The 18,848-nt window shown below is 59.9% G+C and carries 17 protein-coding genes; 6 read left to right on the top strand and 11 right to left on the bottom strand.

Annotated features, from left to right (window positions below; genetic code table 11):
* A partial coding sequence (gene tnpA / locus INR99_RS16640) for an IS200/IS605 family transposase (RefSeq protein WP_194117461.1) occupies positions 1-355 on the bottom strand: 355 nt, incomplete at its 3' end.
* Positions 356-478: 123 nt separating this feature from the next.
* Entirely contained in the window at positions 479-829 is a 351-nt protein-coding gene (locus INR99_RS16635) for a mercuric transport protein MerT (protein ID WP_001294660.1), read from the bottom strand.
* Between the two features lie 71 nt (positions 830-900).
* On the opposite strand from INR99_RS16635, the gene merR reads away from it, so the two are divergent.
* Positions 901-1,356 carry a mercury resistance transcriptional regulator MerR gene (gene merR / locus INR99_RS16630; protein WP_001166628.1) on the top strand — a complete coding sequence of 152 codons (456 nt, stop codon included), beginning with the start codon at positions 901-903 and terminating at the stop codon, positions 1,354-1,356.
* Between the two features lie 71 nt (positions 1,357-1,427).
* Positions 1,428-2,372 carry an AAA family ATPase gene (locus tag INR99_RS16625; protein ID WP_194117460.1) on the top strand — a complete coding sequence of 315 codons (945 nt, stop codon included), beginning with the start codon at positions 1,428-1,430 and terminating at the stop codon, positions 2,370-2,372.
* Between the two features lie 164 nt (positions 2,373-2,536).
* Here INR99_RS16625 and INR99_RS16620 read toward each other — a convergent pair whose 3' ends face one another.
* The 4 genes from INR99_RS16620 to INR99_RS16605 all read right to left on the bottom strand — a co-directional run bounded on the left by INR99_RS16620 (position 2,537) and on the right by INR99_RS16605 (position 5,398).
* Complete coding sequence (locus INR99_RS16620) at positions 2,537-3,751, bottom strand: replication initiation protein (protein ID WP_194117467.1); 1,215 nt, start codon at positions 3,749-3,751, stop codon at positions 2,537-2,539.
* Positions 3,752-4,014: 263 nt separating this feature from the next.
* On the bottom strand, positions 4,015-4,323 hold the full coding sequence (gene parC / locus INR99_RS16615; RefSeq protein ID WP_228098398.1) for a ParC family partition-associated protein: 309 nt from the start codon (positions 4,321-4,323) through the stop codon (positions 4,015-4,017).
* A gap of 146 nt (positions 4,324-4,469) precedes the next feature.
* On the bottom strand, positions 4,470-4,775 hold the full coding sequence (locus INR99_RS16610; protein ID WP_194117459.1) for a hypothetical protein: 306 nt from the start codon (positions 4,773-4,775) through the stop codon (positions 4,470-4,472).
* Positions 4,772-5,398, bottom strand: coding sequence for a nucleotide-binding protein (locus INR99_RS16605; RefSeq protein ID WP_194117458.1), 627 nt, complete (start codon positions 5,396-5,398; stop codon positions 4,772-4,774). Before INR99_RS16605 ends, INR99_RS16610 begins: the two co-directional genes overlap by 4 nt.
* Before the next feature lie 1,033 nt (positions 5,399-6,431).
* Between INR99_RS16605 and INR99_RS16600 the strand changes: the two genes are divergently transcribed.
* On the top strand, positions 6,432-7,886 hold the full coding sequence (locus tag INR99_RS16600; RefSeq protein WP_051304958.1) for a diguanylate cyclase: 1,455 nt from the start codon (positions 6,432-6,434) through the stop codon (positions 7,884-7,886).
* 64 nt (positions 7,887-7,950) lie between these two features.
* Here the strand turns inward: INR99_RS16600 and INR99_RS16595 are convergent, their stop codons facing one another.
* From INR99_RS16595 to INR99_RS16575, 5 genes are all read right to left on the bottom strand, one after another.
* Complete coding sequence (locus tag INR99_RS16595) at positions 7,951-8,688, bottom strand: peptidylprolyl isomerase (protein ID WP_028456030.1); 738 nt, start codon at positions 8,686-8,688, stop codon at positions 7,951-7,953.
* A 149-nt stretch (positions 8,689-8,837) separates the two neighbouring features.
* Positions 8,838-9,521: a respiratory nitrate reductase subunit gamma gene (narI, locus tag INR99_RS16590; protein WP_028456029.1), complete on the bottom strand. Its 684-nt coding sequence runs from the start codon at positions 9,519-9,521 to the stop codon at positions 8,838-8,840.
* A complete protein-coding gene (narJ, locus tag INR99_RS16585) occupies positions 9,518-10,216 on the bottom strand; it encodes a nitrate reductase molybdenum cofactor assembly chaperone (protein ID WP_194117457.1) in 699 nt (232 codons plus the stop codon). Before narJ ends, narI begins: the two co-directional genes overlap by 4 nt.
* Positions 10,217-10,228: 12 nt before the next feature.
* On the bottom strand, positions 10,229-11,791 hold the full coding sequence (gene narH, locus INR99_RS16580) for a nitrate reductase subunit beta (RefSeq protein ID WP_194117456.1): 1,563 nt from the start codon (positions 11,789-11,791) through the stop codon (positions 10,229-10,231).
* A 104-nt stretch (positions 11,792-11,895) separates the two neighbouring features.
* Positions 11,896-15,576 (bottom strand): nitrate reductase subunit alpha, encoded by a 3,681-nt coding sequence (locus tag INR99_RS16575; RefSeq protein ID WP_028456347.1) that lies wholly within the window; start codon positions 15,574-15,576, stop codon positions 11,896-11,898.
* Between the two features lie 276 nt (positions 15,577-15,852).
* On the opposite strand from INR99_RS16575, the gene moaA reads away from it, so the two are divergent.
* Genes moaA through INR99_RS16560 form a run of 3 tightly spaced genes read left to right on the top strand, consistent with a single transcriptional unit; the run spans position 15,853 to position 18,834 of the window.
* Positions 15,853-16,854, top strand: a complete 1,002-nt coding sequence (moaA, locus tag INR99_RS16570) for a GTP 3',8-cyclase MoaA (protein ID WP_211234085.1) — start codon at positions 15,853-15,855, stop codon at positions 16,852-16,854.
* A gap of 1 nt (position 16,855) precedes the next feature.
* A complete protein-coding gene (locus tag INR99_RS16565; RefSeq protein ID WP_051305029.1) occupies positions 16,856-17,488 on the top strand; it encodes a response regulator transcription factor in 633 nt (210 codons plus the stop codon).
* Positions 17,489-17,529: 41 nt separating this feature from the next.
* Entirely contained in the window at positions 17,530-18,834 is a 1,305-nt protein-coding gene (locus INR99_RS16560; protein ID WP_228098397.1) for an MFS transporter, read from the top strand.
* Positions 18,835-18,848: the final 14 nt, after the last annotated feature.

Raw genomic sequence — 18,848 nt, 5'->3', positions numbered from 1 at the left:
CATCACGACCCACCGTTGAGACAAAGTAGCCTCTGGCCCAGAAATGTTGCCCGACGAAATTACGCTTGCGCTCCCCATACACCCGCGCAAGATGAATCGCACTCTTGCCCTTCATGTACCCGACTACCTGCGACACCGCGAATTTCGGTGGAATCGATAACAGCATGTGCACATGATCCGGCATCAGATGCCCTTCCAGCACCCGGCTTTCCTTCTGCTCTGCCAACTTCCGGAAAATTTCTCCGAGATGCTGTCTGAGTTGTACGTACAGCACCTTCCTGCGGCACTTGGGAATGAAGACCACGTGGTATTTACACTCCCAGCGGCTGTGACTTAGGCTTTCGAAGTCGTCCATCTTTGATACTCCTCTTAAGTGTGCTTGGCGGCTCACAAAGAGCAGTGTTACTGATGGGCGACTCCCGCAAAAGTCAAATTTCTACTGCCACCCCGGCAGAGCCGGGGGATTTCCCTTGCCTGTTTAATAGAAAAATGGCATGACGTAGGGAAATCCGAGCGCGACCAGGACCAGCGCGGCCACGATCCAGAAAATGAGCTTGTAAGTAGCTCGCACTTGGGGAATCGCGCAGACCTCACCCGGTTTGCAGGCTTGCGCCGGGCGGTAGATGCGCCGCCAGGCGAAAAACAGCGCGACCAGCGCTGCGCCGATGAAGATCGGGCGATAGGGTTCCAGCACCGTCAGGTTGCCGATCCATGCCCCGCTGAACCCCAAGGCGATCAAAACCAGCGGCCCCAGGCAGCAGGCCGACGCAAGAATGGCGGCCAGCCCACCGGCGAAGAGCGCGCCGCGCCCGTTTTGTGGTTCAGACATACGCTTGTCCTTTCAAATTTGGTTTGGATAGCTTAAGCTTACTTCCGTAGTTATGTACGGAGTCAAGCGATATGCAAATTAATTTTGAGAATCTGACCATTGGCGTTTTTGCCAAGGCGGCCGGGGTCAATGTGGAGACCATCCGGTTCTACCAGCGCAAGGGCCTGCTGCCGGAGCCAGACAAGCCCTATGGCAGCATTCGCCGCTATGGCGAGGCGGATGTAACACGAGTGCGGTTCGTGAAATCGGCCCAGCGGCTGGGCTTTAGCCTGGACGAAATCGCCGAGCTACTGCGGCTGGAGGATGGCACCCATTGCGAGGAAGCCAGCGGCCTGGCCGAGCACAAGCTCAAGGATGTGCGCGAGAAGATGGCCGACTTGGCACGCATGGAGGCCGTGCTGTCTGAACTGGTGTGCGCCTGCCATGCGCGGAAAGGGAACGTTTCCTGCCCGCTGATTGCGTCACTGCAAGACGGAACGAAGCTCGCTGCATCGGCGCGGGGGAGTCACGGGGTGACTACGCCTTAGCGTGCTTTATTTTCCGAATTCTGAGACGACCCCAAGTCTATCTGCTTGACCCCGTGGCCTTGCAGACCCGCATGGCAGCAATCGAGAAACAAACGGGTAAATACGGCACACAATCCGACCGTTTCCCCGAGCTGAAGCTGTTGCTGCGGCCCAAAGTGCTGCGCCTTGCCAGACCTGAGCATCTGGAAGCCTTGCAGGCCTTCCGGGCGGAGAATCCGCACCTGGACGAGCTACTGCAGGCCATCCAGTTGCGCATCTGGACACAGATCATCAGCAAGGCGCCACTACACCTGGGGGGATTGTTGCTCAGCGGCCCGCCAGGCCTGGGAAAGAGCTGGCTTGGCCGGCAACTGGCTACGTTACTGGGACTGAGTTATCTCGAATTCCAGCTCGGCGGCTCGGGGGATGTGATGACGCTGGCCGGCTCGGCCCAGCAATGGGGACAGTCCGCGCCTTCGGCGCTCCTGCGACGCATGGCGGAATGCCCGGAAGCCAATCCGGTGATCTGCTTCGACGAGGTCGACAAGTGCGCGCCGTTCGGCCTGCACGGTCTGGTAACGGACATTCTGCTGATGCTGCTCGAACCGGAAAACGCCAGCCGCTATGAAGACAAGTTCATCAGTCTGCCGGCACGCATGGACTATGCGAGCTACCTGCTGACAGCCAATGACGTGCAGTGTCTCTCCGAGCCCCTGTTAAGCCGGGTGCGCTGCGTACAGTTTGCCGGTCCGGCGCGGGAGTGCTGGCCGCAGCTGGTGCGCAAGCTGTACAGGAGCCAGATTGATGCGTTGGGGCTGGGCAAATGGTTTAGTGCCGAACTGGACGATGCACTCTGTGAGGCCATCAGTGCGCGCTGCAGCACGATTCGCGACCTGAAACAGCGACTGGAAGAAAGCATCCAGCTCGCACTGCAGCCCATGATGCAGCAACAGCGATGGGATCCACCTGCCACACCACTGCAACCGGTTCTACCGCCATGGGAGCCCCCACGGGAAAACCGCATTGGCTTCTATTGATACCGGCTCTGTCACCAAGGAGATCACCCCCATGCTGCGCCTTTACCGCCACGCTGAATGGCAAGCCTTTCGCGATGCTGTCCTGGAAATCGATCACCACCGTTGCAGTGTCTGCCAGCGCGGGCCGGATGGTTGCGTGCTCAAAAACCAAAACCGGCGCCATATCAACCATCCAACACAGGCACGGCACCCAACCCTGCTAGAAACAGCTCAAGGAACACAGCGGCTTCACCCGGAGCCCCGGCCCCCTGCGGGACCGCAGTTACCTGATGTACACCATGTTTAACACCCCCGGCCTTATCTGAAGCTCCCCCAAAAATCGCCACCGCGGCGGGCTTGAGCACTTCTTCGAGCACATGCTTGTAGGTGGACACGGTCTGCCTTGTGAGGCCTGCCACGCGGCCGATAGCGGCTTGCGTGAGGGCTTCGCCCTTCTGTTGGAGCAGCCGGCACGCGGCTCGCACCTTGGACTCGGTGGCTTTGTGGCGAATGTCGTGGGTACGGGCGGCAGCGAGACGTTGCCGTTCAATCAGCGGCACGTCTTTGTCGAGCTGCATTACACCCCGGTGGCACTGGCCACAGCCTGTGTAGCGATCCCACGTCCAGCGGGCGACAGACTTCACCGTGGCCCTGAGTGAGGACTGGGCCAGGTTGTCCATGAAGCCCAGCTTCTGGAAGCTGTTGCGGTTGTGGGCGTAGGCTTCCAGCAGCCGGGTGAAGGTGGCGAACGAGCCGCGCTCACGCTCACGGTTCACGATGGAATAGGCATAGTGGCGCAGGTGCTCGAAGAGGATGCAGTGCCGGGAATGGCTCACCTTGTCGAGCTGCGGTCCCTTGCTCCACGGACTGGACACCGCCAAGTCCACGTAGTCGGCCAACTCCCCCAGCTCGTAGACGTGGGTGTGCAGCTCGTGCGTCAGCCACCAAGGATGGCCGGGGGTCTTGGCCACAGGGCCGCAGTGGAAATCGGTGTCGGCATCAAGCCGGGCGGCGAAGGCCTCATAGACGGCCTTCATGTAGGCGATGGGCTTGCTGCGGGCTGCCTCGGTCGTGCAGACCGGAGGAATTGCATAGTAGAGATGGCTGTGGCCACTCTGCCGATTGCGAACGATCAGGTTGGGAGCAGGAAGCCCGGCATCCTCCCAGATCATCGCCTTGGCGTGATCGAGGTCAAAAATCAGCCAGCTCACCATACCGGGCCGATTAACCTGCATGTAGGGGTAGCGAATGGCGTATTCGCGCGGTCGGACACGGGTGGCCGTTTTGTCATCGGAGCACCGCGGCAGATATGGCGCTTCCGTGAGAATGCGATTAAGCGCGGTGCCCGCCAGAAAAAAACGCTCGGCGACGTGCCCGTCCTGTTTTGTTTGTTGCGCCATTGTCGCCGTCACACACCCTCACCACTCATCCCTGCGGACGAGGTCACGCTTGCGTACAAGGGACAGGCTGCGTACAATGAACCTTGTTGGTTAGGTTTCATTGTTGTTCGTTGAAGCAGCTCGCCAAAGCAGCTTCTCGGTTTTCAGCCTAGGCTCCCAGCCCGGTTTGTTTGCAAGGCCCGCTCGCCAAAGCGGGCTTTTGCTTTTCTGATCGTCCAGTCTTTACTGGACGGCCAAATCTCTCCTTCTGCAGACACACAGGCTCACTCAGTGTCCTCCACGATCGGCGCCTGCTTATAACCCCTGATCATCGTCTTGGGTACCCAGTGTTCGGTATTCACATCAAATCGCATGATTCCATAGCTCTGCAATACGCTTGCCGCGCCATCCAGACTCTGGAAATAGCGAAGCCCGCCACGGGCAGCACCCAGTACCCGTTCATTCATTCCTGCACGCACAACAATCACAAGACCCTTGTCGCCAGACTCCACCCGTGCAGATGATACCGAGCCCGCTGCGACCAACTCCTTGAGAATTTTTGGTGCAACTACGCTCACGGTCGTTGTCAGCATTATTTATACCTCATTTCATGCTTGGCGGCAACAATATCACAATCCGTCGCAAATGTCACCGCGTTACGTTAACAACAACATCGATACCGGCGAACTCAATATCTGATGTCGTTATATATATACTTATGTATGTATATATATACCTATTAATCGGCCAGAAATTTTTCCAGCGCCTCGATCACGATATCCTTTTCCGTGACCCTTCCCCCTTTCTCTTCCGAACGCCTTAGGGCTTCACGGCGCAAGCGATCTGCCAGTTCCTCGGGGAAATTGAAGATCTTCTGCACGCGAGCTCGGCCATAACGAGGCAATTCCTCGGGGACAGGCGGACTCGCCAACACGGCCACGGGCCCCGGTTTTTCGGCCTTGTCGGCTTCCCCCCCCTCGAGGAATGCAGTTGGGTCTCTGGCTTGCCTGAATTGCGCCGTATTGGGCTTGCCTTTCATGCTCATGCCATCACCTCCCTGAAAAAGGCTTCCATCTCGACAATCGCAGCCTGATCCCGCCCCAGCTCCTGCACAGACGCCCCTTCCCCGATCGCCCGACGAAACGCCACGCGTTCACAAACCTTGGTAGGCAATACAGTCAACTTCTGTTCCGTCAAAAATTCCAGCATTTCAGCCGCATCCTTGGTCCGCGGGTCGACACGCGTCAGCAGCACGCGCACATCCAGCCCGGGATTGTAATCACGAGCCAGCTCAACCACTTCCAGCAGATCCGTCATGGCCGCAGCGTCCAGATTCGAAGCACCTACCGGAATCACGGCACGCTGCGCCAGCAGCAAGGCGGAACGCAGACCTGCGGAATCACGTCCGCCGGCATCGACCACGACATGTTCAAAACCCGTCGCCAGCTGTTTGCCTTCGGCCAGGATAGCCTTGCCAGCAAGGCAGGTCGTAGTGGGAGAGGGAGCATATGCGGTCTCGCGGCGCCATGCAGCCCAACTTGCCGCCGACGCTTGCGGATCGCCGTCGATCAACAACGTCTTGCCCTGTCGGGCCAGCATCACGGCCAGATGCACAGCCGTCGTGGTTTTACCAACACCACCCTTCGTATTCACACAAGCAAAAATCATGGATGCTCCTATATATATATATATACCTATATATTGGCGTACATATATATACATATATATGTACGCCAACAGCCCGGATGTTCCCGACAGGCCCGACCAACATGTGTCAAGGCATGTATATATATACCTATGAATGTGCAACCATGGCAACAGCCTTTACAGAACAGGCCTGCACTGGCGCCAAGACAAAAAAGAGCATCTTGCTCGTGAAGCGCAAACATCGATGCAAGAACTGCGTCCCTGAGCATTGGCAAGGAAGCTGTCACTGCGCTGCCGTGGGCCTCCCCGCCAGGCGTTGCACATCCGCCAGATCGTTGCACCCTGACAAGACAAGCCCTGATCAGCAAGGAGATTCAGTGCACGGTAAAACGGTCGTTCCCGCACCCCACAGGGACTTCCTTGCGATCACGGAAGAAACCCAGCAAGGCCGCGTGGGTGCTGGATGCTCACCTTGCCCGTAGAGAATCCCCATAAAGCGTGGGCAGGGCGTGCGGAAAACTTGCTAAGCAGGAGACACGTTTCCGCAATGCGCCATGCAAAGCATGACATCAAACAGGTTCTTTTTCCTGATCGGGATGCCCTGGCAGCATACGTACATATGCAGCCATATACATATATACATACATATATATGTATGTATATATGTAAACAAGGACTGCGGCAGTGTTCATGCCGCAGCGGCCCAGCCGAAGGCTTCGCGACAAAAAGTAACGTCCCACCTCAGCAAAGCCGACGGTGTTCGGCCACATGTGGCCATTTCACCAACAAAACCAATGACGCCAGGAAACGTCAACCTCTGGGAGTCTCACCGGCAGAGCCGGGAGGGTCGTGACAAATAAACATCAGCACAAACGGCCATTACTTGCTGCAATTTCCTTGCCGCTACGGTGGTGCCATTATTGGCGGGCACATATTGGGCAATCTATATTGAAATAGTGACCAATTACTCTCCAGACAAATTGACTACCTGCTTACTTGTGCATCATTTTCCGCCAGCCCCCCCCCCCCGGAAAATCAGAAGCGGAAGCTTGACATGCGTGCGCTGCTATTCGTGGTGATGTTTCTGCTTGCCGCCCCGGCCTGGGCCGGTCAGGTTGTCATGCTCATCAACCAGAACTCAACGCCGCCATTTGTCACGACAGGGCAGAGCGGCCTGAGTGCGGATTTCACCGCCTTGCTCAATCGCCATCTGGGCGGGAAATACCGGTTCCAGCTGGACATCCTGCCGCGAAAGCGCATCGATTACCTGCTGGCGCAACCGGGCTGGCAAGGCATCGTATTGTGGAATAGCCCGGACTGGCATACCCCGGCATATCGCATGCAATTTGTCTGGAGCAAGCCCCTGCTGGATGACGAGGATCTGTTGCTCAGCCCCCGCAGCGCACCGCTGGAGTGGCATGGCCCGGAAAGCCTGCATGGCAAGGTGCTCGGCGGCGTGCGGGGATACCGATACCGGGATGTCGAACCTGCCATCGCGGCCGGCCAAATCCGCCGGGAAGACACCGGCAACGAGTACAACAATTATCGCAAACTGGTGGCGGCACGGGTGGATGCGCTCTTTTCAGCCCGCAGCACATTCCTGTATTTCCAGAAAATACAGCCGGACCTGACCGAGAAACTGTACGTGTCTTCCCGCCCGCGCCTTCATTTTCAGCGCCATCTGTACAGCAACCGGGACAATGCCGAACTGGATCAAGCCTGCGCGCTGGCCGGACAGATCAGCAGCGAACAGCATATCGAACGCGCCAGCCTCGCCGGCTACCGCTACCTCAAAGAACGCGGCAACCCGGTGCAGGCCCTGCACTATCTGCGGCAAGCGCACGCCAGCATCGAGCGGCAGGCTGCGCAGGCCAGTCGCGTCTACGAGACCAACACCAGCCGTCGCGCGGTCAATCAGGCACTGGCCAAGCTGGAAACATTGCAACTGGCCATCATCAATCAGCACATGAATTCGTCGCTGCAGCAGAACGCTCTGGAAATGCGCGAGCTGAGGATTGCCGCTGAAATGGATGCCTTGTCCGGTGTGCGCAACCGCCGTGCACTGGACGAATTGTTCAGGCATTGCCAGCAGCATGCCGCCCAACCCTGCGGCGTACTGATGATCGATATCGACCACTTCAAGAGCATCAACGATCGCTTCGGCCATGCGGCAGGCGATGCCGTCATCCGGGCGCTGGGCGGCATCCTGCGTGATGCCTGTCACCGCGACAACGAATTCGTGGCGCGTTACGGCGGTGAAGAATTCTGCCTGGTCATCCTGCCGGCAGATCAGCGGCAGCTGCACGGACTGGCGCGCAAGATACATCGCAGCATTGCCGAACATGCCTGGCAAGATCTCATGCCGGGGCGCATCGTCACCGCCAGCATTGGCCTCGCCTTTGCGGTCAGCAACGATCTGGCTGCGCTGCAGCACGAGGCGGACATCTGCCTGTATCAGGCCAAACAAGCGGGCCGGGATTGCATCCGCGGCGCCGGGCTGACGGCGTAACACCTGCCGCCCGCCCGACCTGCCTGCACAGGGGCTTGTGGCAAACCTCGCCAACACTCCGCGCTTACTGCAACAGCGGTGAATCCGCCCCCGCCAGCTCGAAGCCTTCGATTCTGGCCTTGCCGGCGAGCAAGCGCAGATAATGGTTCATCGCCTGCCGCGTGGCGGCCTCGCCCAGATAGTCGGCAATGCGTTGCTGCACGGCTTCAAAAGGCGCACGGATACCCTCCACCTTGCGCTCGCAGCGCACGATGTGCAGGCCGAAGCGCGTTTCCACCAGTCGCGGCGCGATGGCGCCTTCGTCCAGCGCAAACACCACCTTCTCGAATTCCGGCACCATTTCGCCGCGGCCGAACTGGCCGAGATTGCCGCCCACTTCACCGGACGGGCAATTGGAATACTGCCTGGCGTATTGCCCGAAAGCCTCCGGATTGGATAGGGTATCAGCCAATACCTCCTCCGCCTTGGCGCGCAGCAAATCCAGAGGAACGGTATCAGTCACCTGAAACAGGATATGGCTGGCCGCCACCAGCTCGCCCTGCACGAAGGCCTGCGGGTGCTGCTCATACCACTGCCGGCAGGCCGCTTCGTCAGCGTCGGGAATGCTGACCGCGCTTTCCAGCAGATCGGCAATGGCGTTTTCGCCGGCAAAGCCCTGGCTGGCGGCTTCCTGCCGCAATATTTCGCGCAGGATCAGCTCTTGCACGGCGGCATCCAGCGGTTTGGCGGCTTGCTGATGGTGCGGCAGCTCGGCTTCGATCATGTCGTCGGTGATCTCGATGTCGTTTACCAGAATGGCCATGATATTGCTTCCTCAATAAAACCTTGAATGCAGAAACGCCGGTGCGCCGGCCAGGGATGCGGCAATCGGCAAACTGCCCTGCATCCCTGTCGCCGGCGCAGCGGCGTCGGTTAGCGCCGGATGCGCAGGCATCCGGCAGTCATGCTCATTCAGCGCGGACGCACCAGCTGCCAGGCGCGCGTGATGTAGCCCACGCTGCCGAAGCCGCTCCACACATGCACCATGCGGGTGAACGGGAAGATGATGAAGAAAGTGAGGCCGAAGAAGATGTGCAGCTTGAACACCAGCGGCGCACCGACGACAAAGCTGGCGGCATCACCACGGAAGGTCAGGATGCGCTGTGCCCATTCCATGAACAGCGTCATCATGTGGCCGTCAAGGTGGCCCATCGATACCGGAATCGTCGCCAGCCCCAGGCCCAGCGTGGCCAGCAGCCACAGCAGCAGTACCTTGTCACGGAACGGTGTGATGGCCGCCAGACGCGGGTTGCTGAAGCGACGATACAGCAGAATCAGCAGGCCAAGTGCGCCCAGGCCGCCCAGAATGCCGCCAGCCACCATGGCGAGCAGCTGCTTGGCTTCGTGCGTCACGCCCAGTGCATGCCAGACCGACAAGGGCGTCAGCAAGCCGCCCAGATGGCCGAAGAACACACCGATGACGCCAATGTGGAACAGGTTGGAACCCAGGCGCAACTGGCCGCGATGCAGCATTTGCGTGGATTCGGATTTCCACGTGTACTGCTCGCGCTCGAAGCGCACCAGACTGCCAAGCAGGAAGATGGCCAGTGCGATGTACGGGTAAATCCCGAACAGGAATTGGTCGAGATAGCTCATCGTGATACTCCTTGCTGCGCAGCGGCATTGCCGCGCGGTTGGAACTGGATGGTTTGTGCTGCTGCCGAGCCGCAGGAACCGCCCTGCATGCCGGACTGCAGGCCCGGTTGCAGCAGCGGCTCCATGCCATCGATGCCGCCACCGAATTTCTCCATGACCTCGTCCATGTCGCGCACCGGCGGCTCGGCCAGCGGCAGGGGCTCGACATCGGTCAGGCCGCGCAACGCGGTGAACACGCCGGCATAGGGCGAGCCGGCTTCGGCGAGCTTTTCGCCAATGCGCGCGATGACGTGGATGGATTCGCCGAGGAATTCTTCGGCCGTGGCCTCATCCGTCTGGCCGAGAAACTCGAGGAACAGCGGCAGGTAATCCGGCAGCTCGTCGGCGGCGATGAAGAAGCCACGGTTGGTGTATTCCTCCATCAGGCTCACCATCGCCGGGCCACGGTCGCGGCTTTCGCCGTACACGTGCTCGAACAGGTGCAGGCTGTAGTTGCGGCCACGGTCAAAGGTATTGACGTAGCCTTCCTGCAGCGCGATCAGATCGTGCGCGGCCAGATGATCCAGCAAGGGAGCGACGGCTTGCGCGACACCCGCCGGCGCACCAGCCAGTTCAGCACGGATTTCCGGCAAGGCATCCTGCAATACCCCCTCTGGGTATTGCAGTAGAGCCGAGAGAATCTGGAAGTGTTTCATGCATACCCCCTATCAGTCCGCACCGCTTTCTTGCGCGGCTTTCTTTCTGGATTTAGGCATGTCGACAAAGATGATCGAGCCTTCCTTCTTCTTGCCAAACAAAGTTCCAGACGACACGCCACCCGAACAGCCGTTGCCAAACGTGAAACCGCAACTGGCCTTGTCGTTGAAACTGTCCTCGACCTCTTCCTTGTGGCTGGATGGAATCACGAAGCGGTCTTCGTAGTTCGCGATCGCCATGATCTGGTACATCTCCTCGACCTGCGCCTGGGTCAGGCCAACCTGCTGCAATACCTCCAGGTTTTCGGTTTTCTCCACGCTCTTGCCGCGCATATAGGCGCGCATCGCCAGCATCTTGTCGAGCGCCGCCAGCACCGGCTTTTCGTCTCCGGCAGTCAGCAGGTTGGCAAGGTATTTCACCGGAATGCGCATTTCCTTCACGTCCGGCAGGATGCCGTTGCGGCCCATCACGCCACGCTCGGCGGCGGCCTGGATGGGCGACAGCGGCGGGATGTACCACACCATCGGCAGCGTGCGGTATTCCGGGTGCAGCGGGAAAGCCACCTTCCATTCCACCGCCATCTTGTACACCGGCGACTTCTGCGCCGATTCGATCCACGATTCCGGAATGCCCTGCTTGCGCGCTTCCTCGATTACGGACGGCAGGTTCGGGTCGAGGAAGACCTTCAGCTGCGCGTTGTACAGGTCTTCTTCATTGGCCACGCTGGCTGCCGTCTCGATCTGGTCAGCGTCGTACAAGAGCACACCCAGATAGCGGATGCGCCCCACGCACGATTCGGAACACACGGTCGGCTGACCGCCTTCAATGCGCGGGTAGCAGAAGGTGCACTTCTCGGCCTTGCCCGAATCCCAGTTGTAGTAAATCTTCTTGTACGGGCAGCCGGAGATGCACATGCGCCAGCCGCGGCACTTGTCCTGGTCGACCAGCACGATGCCGTCGTCCTCGCGCTTGTAGATCGAGCCCGACGGGCAGGAGGCCACACAGGCCGGGTTCAGGCAGTGCTCGCACAGGCGCGGCAGGTACATCATGAAGGTGTTCTCGAAGGTGGCGTACATCTCCTTCTCGATGTCCTTGAAGAGCTGATCCTTGCTGCGTTTGCTGAATTCGCCGCCCAGATCGTCTTCCCAGTTCGGGCCCCATTCGATCTTGTCCATCTTCTGGCCGGTAATCACCGACACCGGGCGCGCGGTCGGCGGTGTCTGCATTTCCGGTGCGTTCTGCAGGTGCTCGTAGTCGTAGGTGAACGGCTCGTAGTAGTCGTCGATTTCCGGCAGATTGGGATTGGCGAAGATGTTGGCCAGGATGCGCAGCTTGCCGCCCTGGCGCGGTTCGAGCTTGCCGGCGCTGTTGCGCTGCCAGCCGCCCTTCCACTTCTGCTGGTTTTCCCATTCCTTCGGGTAGCCGATGCCCGGCTTGGTTTCGACGTTGTTGAACCAGGCGTATTCGACGCCGTCACGGCTCGTCCAGACGTTCTTGCAGGTGATCGAACAGGTGTGGCAGCCGATGCATTTGTCGAGGTTGAGCACCATCGCCACTTGTGCACGAATTTTCATGTTTTTTTCCTTCGTAGGGCGGGTCAGGCCAGAGGCCGTAACCCGCCGTTAAGGTCGAGAGTTGCGTTCGCGGATGCCGGGTTACGGCTTACGTCTTACCCGGCCTACGATTGCCTCGGCTCATCCATCCAGTCGACATTCTTCATCTTGCGCACGATCACGAATTCATCGCGGTTACTGCCCACCGTGCCGTAGTAGTTGAAGCCGTAAGCCTGCTGCGCATAGCCGCCGATCATGTGCGTGGGCTTGGTCACGGTACGGGTGACCGAGTTGTGGATGCCGCCGCGCTTCTTGCTGGTTTCGGCGCCGGGAACGTTCACGATCTTTTCCTGGGCGTGATACATCAGCGTCATGCCGTCGGGGACGCGCTGGCTCACCACCGCGCGCGCGGTCAGCGTGCCGTTGACGTTGAAGACTTCGATCCAGTCGTTGTCGACGATGCCGGCCTTTTTCGCATCCCCTTCCGACAGCCACACGTGCGGGCCGCCACGGCTGAGCGTCAACATGCGCAGGTTGTCCGAGTAGGTGGAGTGAATCCCCCACTTCTGGTGCGGCGTAATCCAGTTCAGCACGATTTCGGCATTGCCGTTGGGCTGCTTGTTCAGCATCGCGTCGGTGGTCTTCAGATCGATGTGCGGCTTGTAAACCGTCAGCCCTTCGCCGAAGTCGATCATCCAGCGGTGATCCTGGTAGAACTGCTGACGACCGGTGAGCGTGCGCCATGGAATCAGTTCATGGACGTTGGTGTAGCCGGCGTTGTAGCTGACCTCTTCACTTTCCAGCCCCGACCAGGTCGGCGAGGAGATGATCTTGCGCGGCTGCGCCTGGATGTCGCGGAAGCGGATGGCGTCATGCTCGCGCGGCTTGGCCAGATGGGTGTGTTCGCGGCCGGTGATTTTCGACAGCGCTTCCCAAGCCTTGACCGCCACGTGACCATTGGTTTCCGGCGCCAGGCTCAGAATCATTTCGCAGGCATCGATGGCGGTGTCGAGTTTGGGCTGGCCGTTGGCGGCGATGCCGTTGAGTTTGCCCAGCAGCTCGACTTCATGCGCCGTCTTCCACGTAATGCCCTTGCCGTTATTGCCGGCCTTGGCCAGCAGCGGGCCGATCGAGGTGAACTTCTCGTAAATCTTCGTGTAATCACGCTCGACCACCACCATATTCGGCGCGGTCTTGCCCGGCAGCAGCTCGCATTCGCCCTTCTTCCAGTCCTTCGGCTCCAGCGGCTGACCCAGTTCGCCCGGGGTGTCGTGCAGCAAGGGAACGAGCACCAGATCCTTCTGCGTGCCCAGCGCCGGACCACCGATTTCAGACAGGCGTTTGGCGATCAGCTTGTAGATTTCCCAGTCGCTCTTGGCCTGCCACAGCGGCTGCACGGCTTCAGAGAGCGGGTGGATGAAGGGATGCATGTCGGACGTGTTCATGTCGTCCTTCTCGTACCAGGTCGCCGTCGGCAGCACGATATCGGCATAGAGACAGGTGGTGCTCATGCGGAAATCGAGCACGGTGAGCAGGTCGAGCTTGCCTTCCGCTGCCGGACGCACCTTGACTTCGGACGGCTTGATGCCGGTCGTTTCGTCGTCGAACACGGCGTTTTGCGTGCCGAGCAGGTATTTCAGGAAATACTCGTGCCCCTTGCCGGAAGAACCCAGGATATTCGAGCGCCAGACGAACAGGTTGCGCGGGAAGTTGCGCGGGTTGTCCGGGTCATCGCAGGACATGTTCAGCGTACCGGCCTTGAGATTTTCCACCGCGTAGGCCACCGGGTCCTTGCCGACGGCGGCGGCGGCGCGGGTCACTTCCAGCGGATTGGTTTCCAGCTGCGGCGCGGAAGGCAGCCAGCCCATGCGCTCGGCCTTGGCGTTGAAGTCGATCAGGGTCATGCCCTTGAACTTGGCCGCCTGCGCGGTCGGGCTGAGGATTTCCTCGACGCCGAGCTTTTCGTGGCGCCACTGGCTGGTGTGCGCGTAGAAGAAGCTGGTGCCGTTCATCTGACGCGACGGACGCACCCAGTCACCGGCAAACGCCAGCGGCGCCCAGCCCTGTTGCGGACGCAGCTTTTCCTGGCCCACGTAGTGACACCAGCCGCCACCACTCTGGCCCACGCAACCACACATCACCAGCAGGTTGATGATGCCGCGGTAGGTCATGTCCATGTGATACCAGTGGTTCAGCGCCGCGCCGACAATGACCATGCTCTTGCCGTGCGTGCGATCGGCGTTGTCGGCGAATTCGCGCGCCACCGTCACAACATCAATGCCCTTCACACCGGTATGCTTTTCCTGCCATTTCGGGGTGTACGGTACGTCATCTTCATAAGACGTCGCGACATTGCCGCCGCCGTGGCCATTATCCACCCCGTAATTGGCGAGCATCAGGTCAAATACCGTCGCGACCAGTACGGAAGAGCCATCTTTCAAGGTTACGCGCTTGGCCGGCACATTGCGCTTGAGCACGTCGTCGTGTTCGCCGCCAAAGTAGGGGAAGCCGACGCTCACCACCTCATCCGACTTGCCCTTCAGCGACAGCAGCGGGTCAATCTCGCGGCCATCGGCAGCCTTCAGCTCCAGATTCCACTTGCCGACGTTCTCGCCCTCTTCGCCCCAGCGCAAGCCAACCGCGCCATTCGGCACGACGATGTCGCCACTCTTTGCATCGATCAGCAGTGTTTTCCATTCGGGGTTGTTGGCCTCGTCACCCAGCGTCAGGTGCGATGCACGCAGGTAATGGTCGCCGACCAGCCCCTGGCCGTTGTCTTTCAGCATCACCAGCATCGGGAAGTCGGTGTACTGCTTGCCGTAGGACTTGAAGTAGTCGCTCTTTTCCGTCTTGATGAATTCATTGAGCACCACGTGGCCCATGGCCATCGCCAGCGCGGCGTCAGTGCCCTGCTTGGGCGCCAGCCAGATGTCGCCAAACTTGGCCATTTCACCGAAATCGGACGATACGGCGACGGTCTTGGTGCCCTTGTAGCGCACTTCGGTATAGAAGTGGGCATCGGGGGTGCGCGTCATCGGCACGTTCGAGCCCCACACCATCAGGTAGGTCGAGTTGTACCAGTCGGCAGATTCGGCCACGTCGGTCTGCTCGCCCCAGACTTGCGGGCTGGACGGCGGCAGATCGCAATACCAGTCATAGAAGGACAGCGGCACGCCACCGATCAGGCTGAGGTAACGGCTGCCAGCGGCGTAGGACACCATCGACATGGCCGGAATCGGCGAGAAACCCATCACGCGATCCGGGCCGTATTCCTTGATCGTGTAGGCATTGGCCGCCGCAATGATTTCGGTTGCCTCATCCCAGCTTGCACGCACGAAACCGCCCTGCCCGCGCACCGATTTGTATTCGGCTGCGCGTTCCTTGTTCTGGCTGATGTATTCCCAGGCTTCCAGCGGCGCCATCGTTTCGCGCGCCTCGCGCCACATTTTCACCAGCCGGCCGCGTATCATCGGGTATTTCACGCGCTGGGCGGAGTACACATACCAGGAATACGACGCGCCACGCGGACAGCCGCGCGGCTCGTGGTTGGGCAGATCCGGGCGGGTGCGCGGGTAATCGGTCTGCTGCAGTTCCCAGGTAATCAGGCCGTTCTTCACGAACACGCGCCAGCTACAGGAACCGGTACAGTTCACCCCGTGCGTGGAGCGAACCACCTTGTCCTGCTGCCAGCGCGCACGGTAAGCGTTTTCCCACTGGCGATCTTCCGCGACGACAGCGCCATGGCCATCGGCAAAGGTATCAACCGTGCGGGAAAGGAATTTCAGACGATCAAGAAAATGACTCATGGAGCCTCCACAAGGGCCGTTCAGGCGTTTTTGTACCGGAGAAAGACTACTGTTTACTCGCGCATCTGCAAATCGGTCAAATGAATCACCCGTCTTGCCGATGCGGCAAAGGAATGACTAGACATTTAGGCGGGCAAGGCCGGATTGTCTAGATAAAAAAGCGTACCCGGCAATGCCGCATCAATGCAAAAGCGGGCTAACCGGGATAAGCCCTCAGAGCAAGTGTCGGCATTGACCGGGGCGCTTAAACTGGTTAGCGAATCAGAGGATTGTGTGATGTCCATGAATTTTCCGTCAGGGTCTGACTTGCGCGACCGGTTTGGCCGTCAGGTCCGCTATCTGCGCGTATCGGTGACCGACCGCTGCGACCTGCGCTGCAACTATTGCCTGCCCAAAGGCTTCGACGGCTATGCCGAGCCGGCCGAGTGGCTGAGTTTTGCCGAGGTCGAACGGGTGGTCGCCGCGTTTGCCCGCATGGGCGTATCGCGCGTGCGCCTCACCGGTGGCGAGCCGCTGCTCAGGCGCAATCTCGTCGATCTGGTCGGCAATCTGGCGGCGATTGACGGCGTGCGCGATCTCTCGCTGTCCACCAATGCCACGCAGCTGGGCAAGCATGCGCATGCGCTCAAACGTGCCGGCCTGGCGCGCATCAATGTCAGCCTCGATTCGCTCGACAAGGCCTGCCTGAATTCGGTGACCGGGCGCGACAGTTTCGACGCCATCATGACCGGCATCATGGCCGGCAAGGATGCCGGTTTCAGCCCGATCAAGCTCAATATGGTCGCCATGCGCGGCGTGAACGATCACGAGATCGAGCGCATGGCGCAGTTCTGTCTTGATGAGGGCTTCATCCTGCGCCTGATCGAAACCATGCCGGTCGGCGATACCGGCCGCAATGCGCACTACCTGCCGCTTGACGACGTGCGCCCGCAGCTCATCGAACGCTTCGGCCTTGTGTCCTGCGTGCAGGAATTGGGCGGAGGCCCGGCGCGCTACTGGCAGACTGCGGACGGACGCGGGCAGATCGGCTTCATCACGCCGATTTCGCAGCATTTCTGCGCCACCTGCAACCGCGTGCGCTTATCAGTGGATGGCACGCTCTACCTGTGTCTGGGGCAGGAAGAGAAATTCGAATTGCGCCCCTTGCTGCGGGCGGAATGTTCCGATGCCGAGCTGGAAGCCGCAATCCGCGCCGCCATCGAATTGAAGCCCGAGCGCCACGAATTCATCGAGCAGCCGGCCAAGATCATCCGCTTCATGTCACAGACGGGGGGCTGAGATGCCGTTGCGGCACACCAATATCCTGCTGGTCGAGCGACAAACCCTGCTGAACCAGATCATCAGACAGGCACTGACAGACGCCACCGGCGGCAGCATCTTTTCCTTGCCGGACATGGCGGCAGCAGCGGCGCTGACCGAAAAGCAGGACTTTGCAATGGCCGTGATCTCCCTGAGCGATATCGACAGGAAGAACATCAGGGCCATTGGCGCGCTGCGGGAATGCAGACCGAAAATGACCATCCTGGTCTTGACGGAAAACACAATCCACGACGCAGAACTTTATGAGGAGCTGGGGGTTGCCGGCTATGCCGCCTTTGGCGTTCATGCCCTCAATCTTGGCGAGCTGGCCGGATACGCGCTCCGTGAACCCGGAGGCCGCATTCTGCTGGCGTCCATCGGGGAGCAGGGCGCATCAGGCAGCCACGCCGGGCAACCTCCCGCCCCGGTGATCAGCAAAAAGGAAAAGGAAGTGCTCGAACTGATTGCCAAAGGCATGCGCAACAAGGAAATTGCCCGCGAGCTTGGCCTGGCGGAAAGCACGATCAAGTCGCACCTGGGTCAGCTGCGGAAAAAACTGGGGGTCTCCAACCGGACAAAAATGGCCTTGCACCTGAAAAACATGAAGGATTGATGCAGCGCAGCGCCGGATGGCGCACCCGCACCGGAAAGCACATGGACAGAGCGACAATGAATAACAAACCGCCCCCGCAAAAGTTGCAGCACTGGTCAGTGCTGTTCGCCAGCACACTGGCCTTCACCGTCTGCTTCACCATCTGGATGATGTTCGCGGTCGTCGGCATTCCGATCAAGACCGCATTGGGGCTCAGCGAAACCGAGTTCGGTCTGCTGACCGCCACGCCGGTGCTCACCGGCTCGCTGGTGCGCGTGCCGCTGGGGCTGTGGACGGACAAATACGGCGGACGCATCGTGCTGTTCCTGCTGATGCTCGCCACCGTCATCCCGATCTGGCTGATTTCCTACGCCACCGCCTACTGGCATTTCCTCGCGCTGGGCCTGTTTGTCGGCCTGGCCGGTGGTTCGTTTTCCGTGGGCACACCGTATGTCGCGCGCTGGTTCAGCAAGCGCCAGCAGGGGCTGGCGATGGGTATTTTCGGCGCCGGCAATTCCGGCGCGGCGGTCAACAAATTCATCGCGCCCGTGCTGATCGGTCTGTACGGCTGGGTGGTGGTGCCGCAGGTGTACGCGGTGGGCATGTTGATCACCGCCATCCTGTTCTGGTTGCTGAGCAGCACCAACCCCTCACACCACAGCGGCGCGGGCGTGTCGTTCGCCAGACAGCTCACCATGCTGAAAGACCCGAGGGTATGGCGCTACAGCCAATACTATTCGGTGGTTTTCGGCGGATACGTCGGCCTCTCGCTGTGGCTGGTCAAGTATTACGTCACTGAGTACGGCCTTTCCATCCAGCACGCCGCGCTGCTGGCCGCGTGCTTTTCACTGCCCGGCGGGGTGCTGCGCGCGCTCGGCGGCTGGCTGTCGGATCGCTTCGGCGCCTACAAGGTTACCTGGGGCGTGATGTGGGTGATGTGGGTGGCGCTGTTTCTGCTGTCCTACCCGCAAACGGCGATGATCATCCAGACCACCAAAGGGCCGCTTTCGCTCGATATTGGTCTTTCGGTCGTGCCGTTTACCGTGCTGCTGTTTGTCGTCGGCATCGCCATGGCGATCGGCAAGGCCTCCGTGTTCAAGTTCATCTCTGATGACTTCACCAGCAATATCGGCGCCGTGTCCGGCGTGGTGGGGCTCGCTGGCGGGCTGGGCGGTTTCATCCTGCCGATTATGTTTGGCGCGCTGCTTGATTTCAGCGGCGTGCGTTCCAGCTGCTTCATGCTGCTCTACGGCACCGTCTGCGTGAGCCTCGTGTGGATGCATTTCAGTTTCAGACCGCTGGCCGAAGAAGAGGCGATCAGACACGCCTCGGCCCAGAAACTGGCCACGGCCAGCGGCAAGCTTTAAACCAAGGAGAACCA

Origin of the sequence: Chitinilyticum piscinae, assembly GCF_015223195.1 — a bacterium.
GTDB classification, from domain to species: domain Bacteria; phylum Pseudomonadota; class Gammaproteobacteria; order Burkholderiales; family Chitinibacteraceae; genus Chitinilyticum; species Chitinilyticum piscinae.
The sequence above is the reverse complement of the archived record's forward strand: the minus strand, read 5'-3'. Positions and strand labels throughout refer to the sequence as shown.

What these genes read in the sequence shown, in the direction of transcription:
- moaA (WP_211234085.1), top strand. Translation starts at nt 15,853, where the DNA reads ATGTCCATGAATTTTCCGTCAGGGTCTGACTTGCGCGACCGGTTTGGC.
- INR99_RS16635 (WP_001294660.1), bottom strand. Translation starts at nt 829, where the DNA reads ATGTCTGAACCACAAAACGGGCGCGGCGCGCTCTTCGCCGGTGGGCTG.
- INR99_RS16560 (WP_228098397.1), top strand. Translation starts at nt 17,530, where the DNA reads ATGGACAGAGCGACAATGAATAACAAACCGCCCCCGCAAAAGTTGCAG.
- INR99_RS16610 (WP_194117459.1), bottom strand. Translation starts at nt 4,775, where the DNA reads ATGAGCATGAAAGGCAAGCCCAATACGGCGCAATTCAGGCAAGCCAGA.
- INR99_RS16575 (WP_028456347.1), bottom strand. Translation starts at nt 15,576, where the DNA reads ATGAGTCATTTTCTTGATCGTCTGAAATTCCTTTCCCGCACGGTTGAT.
- INR99_RS16620 (WP_194117467.1), bottom strand. Translation starts at nt 3,751, where the DNA reads ATGGCGCAACAAACAAAACAGGACGGGCACGTCGCCGAGCGTTTTTTT.
- narI (WP_028456029.1), bottom strand. Translation starts at nt 9,521, where the DNA reads ATGAGCTATCTCGACCAATTCCTGTTCGGGATTTACCCGTACATCGCA.
- INR99_RS16595 (WP_028456030.1), bottom strand. Translation starts at nt 8,688, where the DNA reads ATGGCCATTCTGGTAAACGACATCGAGATCACCGACGACATGATCGAA.
- INR99_RS16565 (WP_051305029.1), top strand. Translation starts at nt 16,856, where the DNA reads ATGCCGTTGCGGCACACCAATATCCTGCTGGTCGAGCGACAAACCCTG.
- merR (WP_001166628.1), top strand. Translation starts at nt 901, where the DNA reads ATGCAAATTAATTTTGAGAATCTGACCATTGGCGTTTTTGCCAAGGCG.
- INR99_RS16605 (WP_194117458.1), bottom strand. Translation starts at nt 5,398, where the DNA reads ATGATTTTTGCTTGTGTGAATACGAAGGGTGGTGTTGGTAAAACCACG.
- INR99_RS16625 (WP_194117460.1), top strand. Translation starts at nt 1,428, where the DNA reads ATGGCAGCAATCGAGAAACAAACGGGTAAATACGGCACACAATCCGAC.
- narJ (WP_194117457.1), bottom strand. Translation starts at nt 10,216, where the DNA reads ATGAAACACTTCCAGATTCTCTCGGCTCTACTGCAATACCCAGAGGGG.
- INR99_RS16600 (WP_051304958.1), top strand. Translation starts at nt 6,432, where the DNA reads ATGCGTGCGCTGCTATTCGTGGTGATGTTTCTGCTTGCCGCCCCGGCC.
- narH (WP_194117456.1), bottom strand. Translation starts at nt 11,791, where the DNA reads ATGAAAATTCGTGCACAAGTGGCGATGGTGCTCAACCTCGACAAATGC.
- parC (WP_228098398.1), bottom strand. Translation starts at nt 4,323, where the DNA reads ATGCTGACAACGACCGTGAGCGTAGTTGCACCAAAAATTCTCAAGGAG.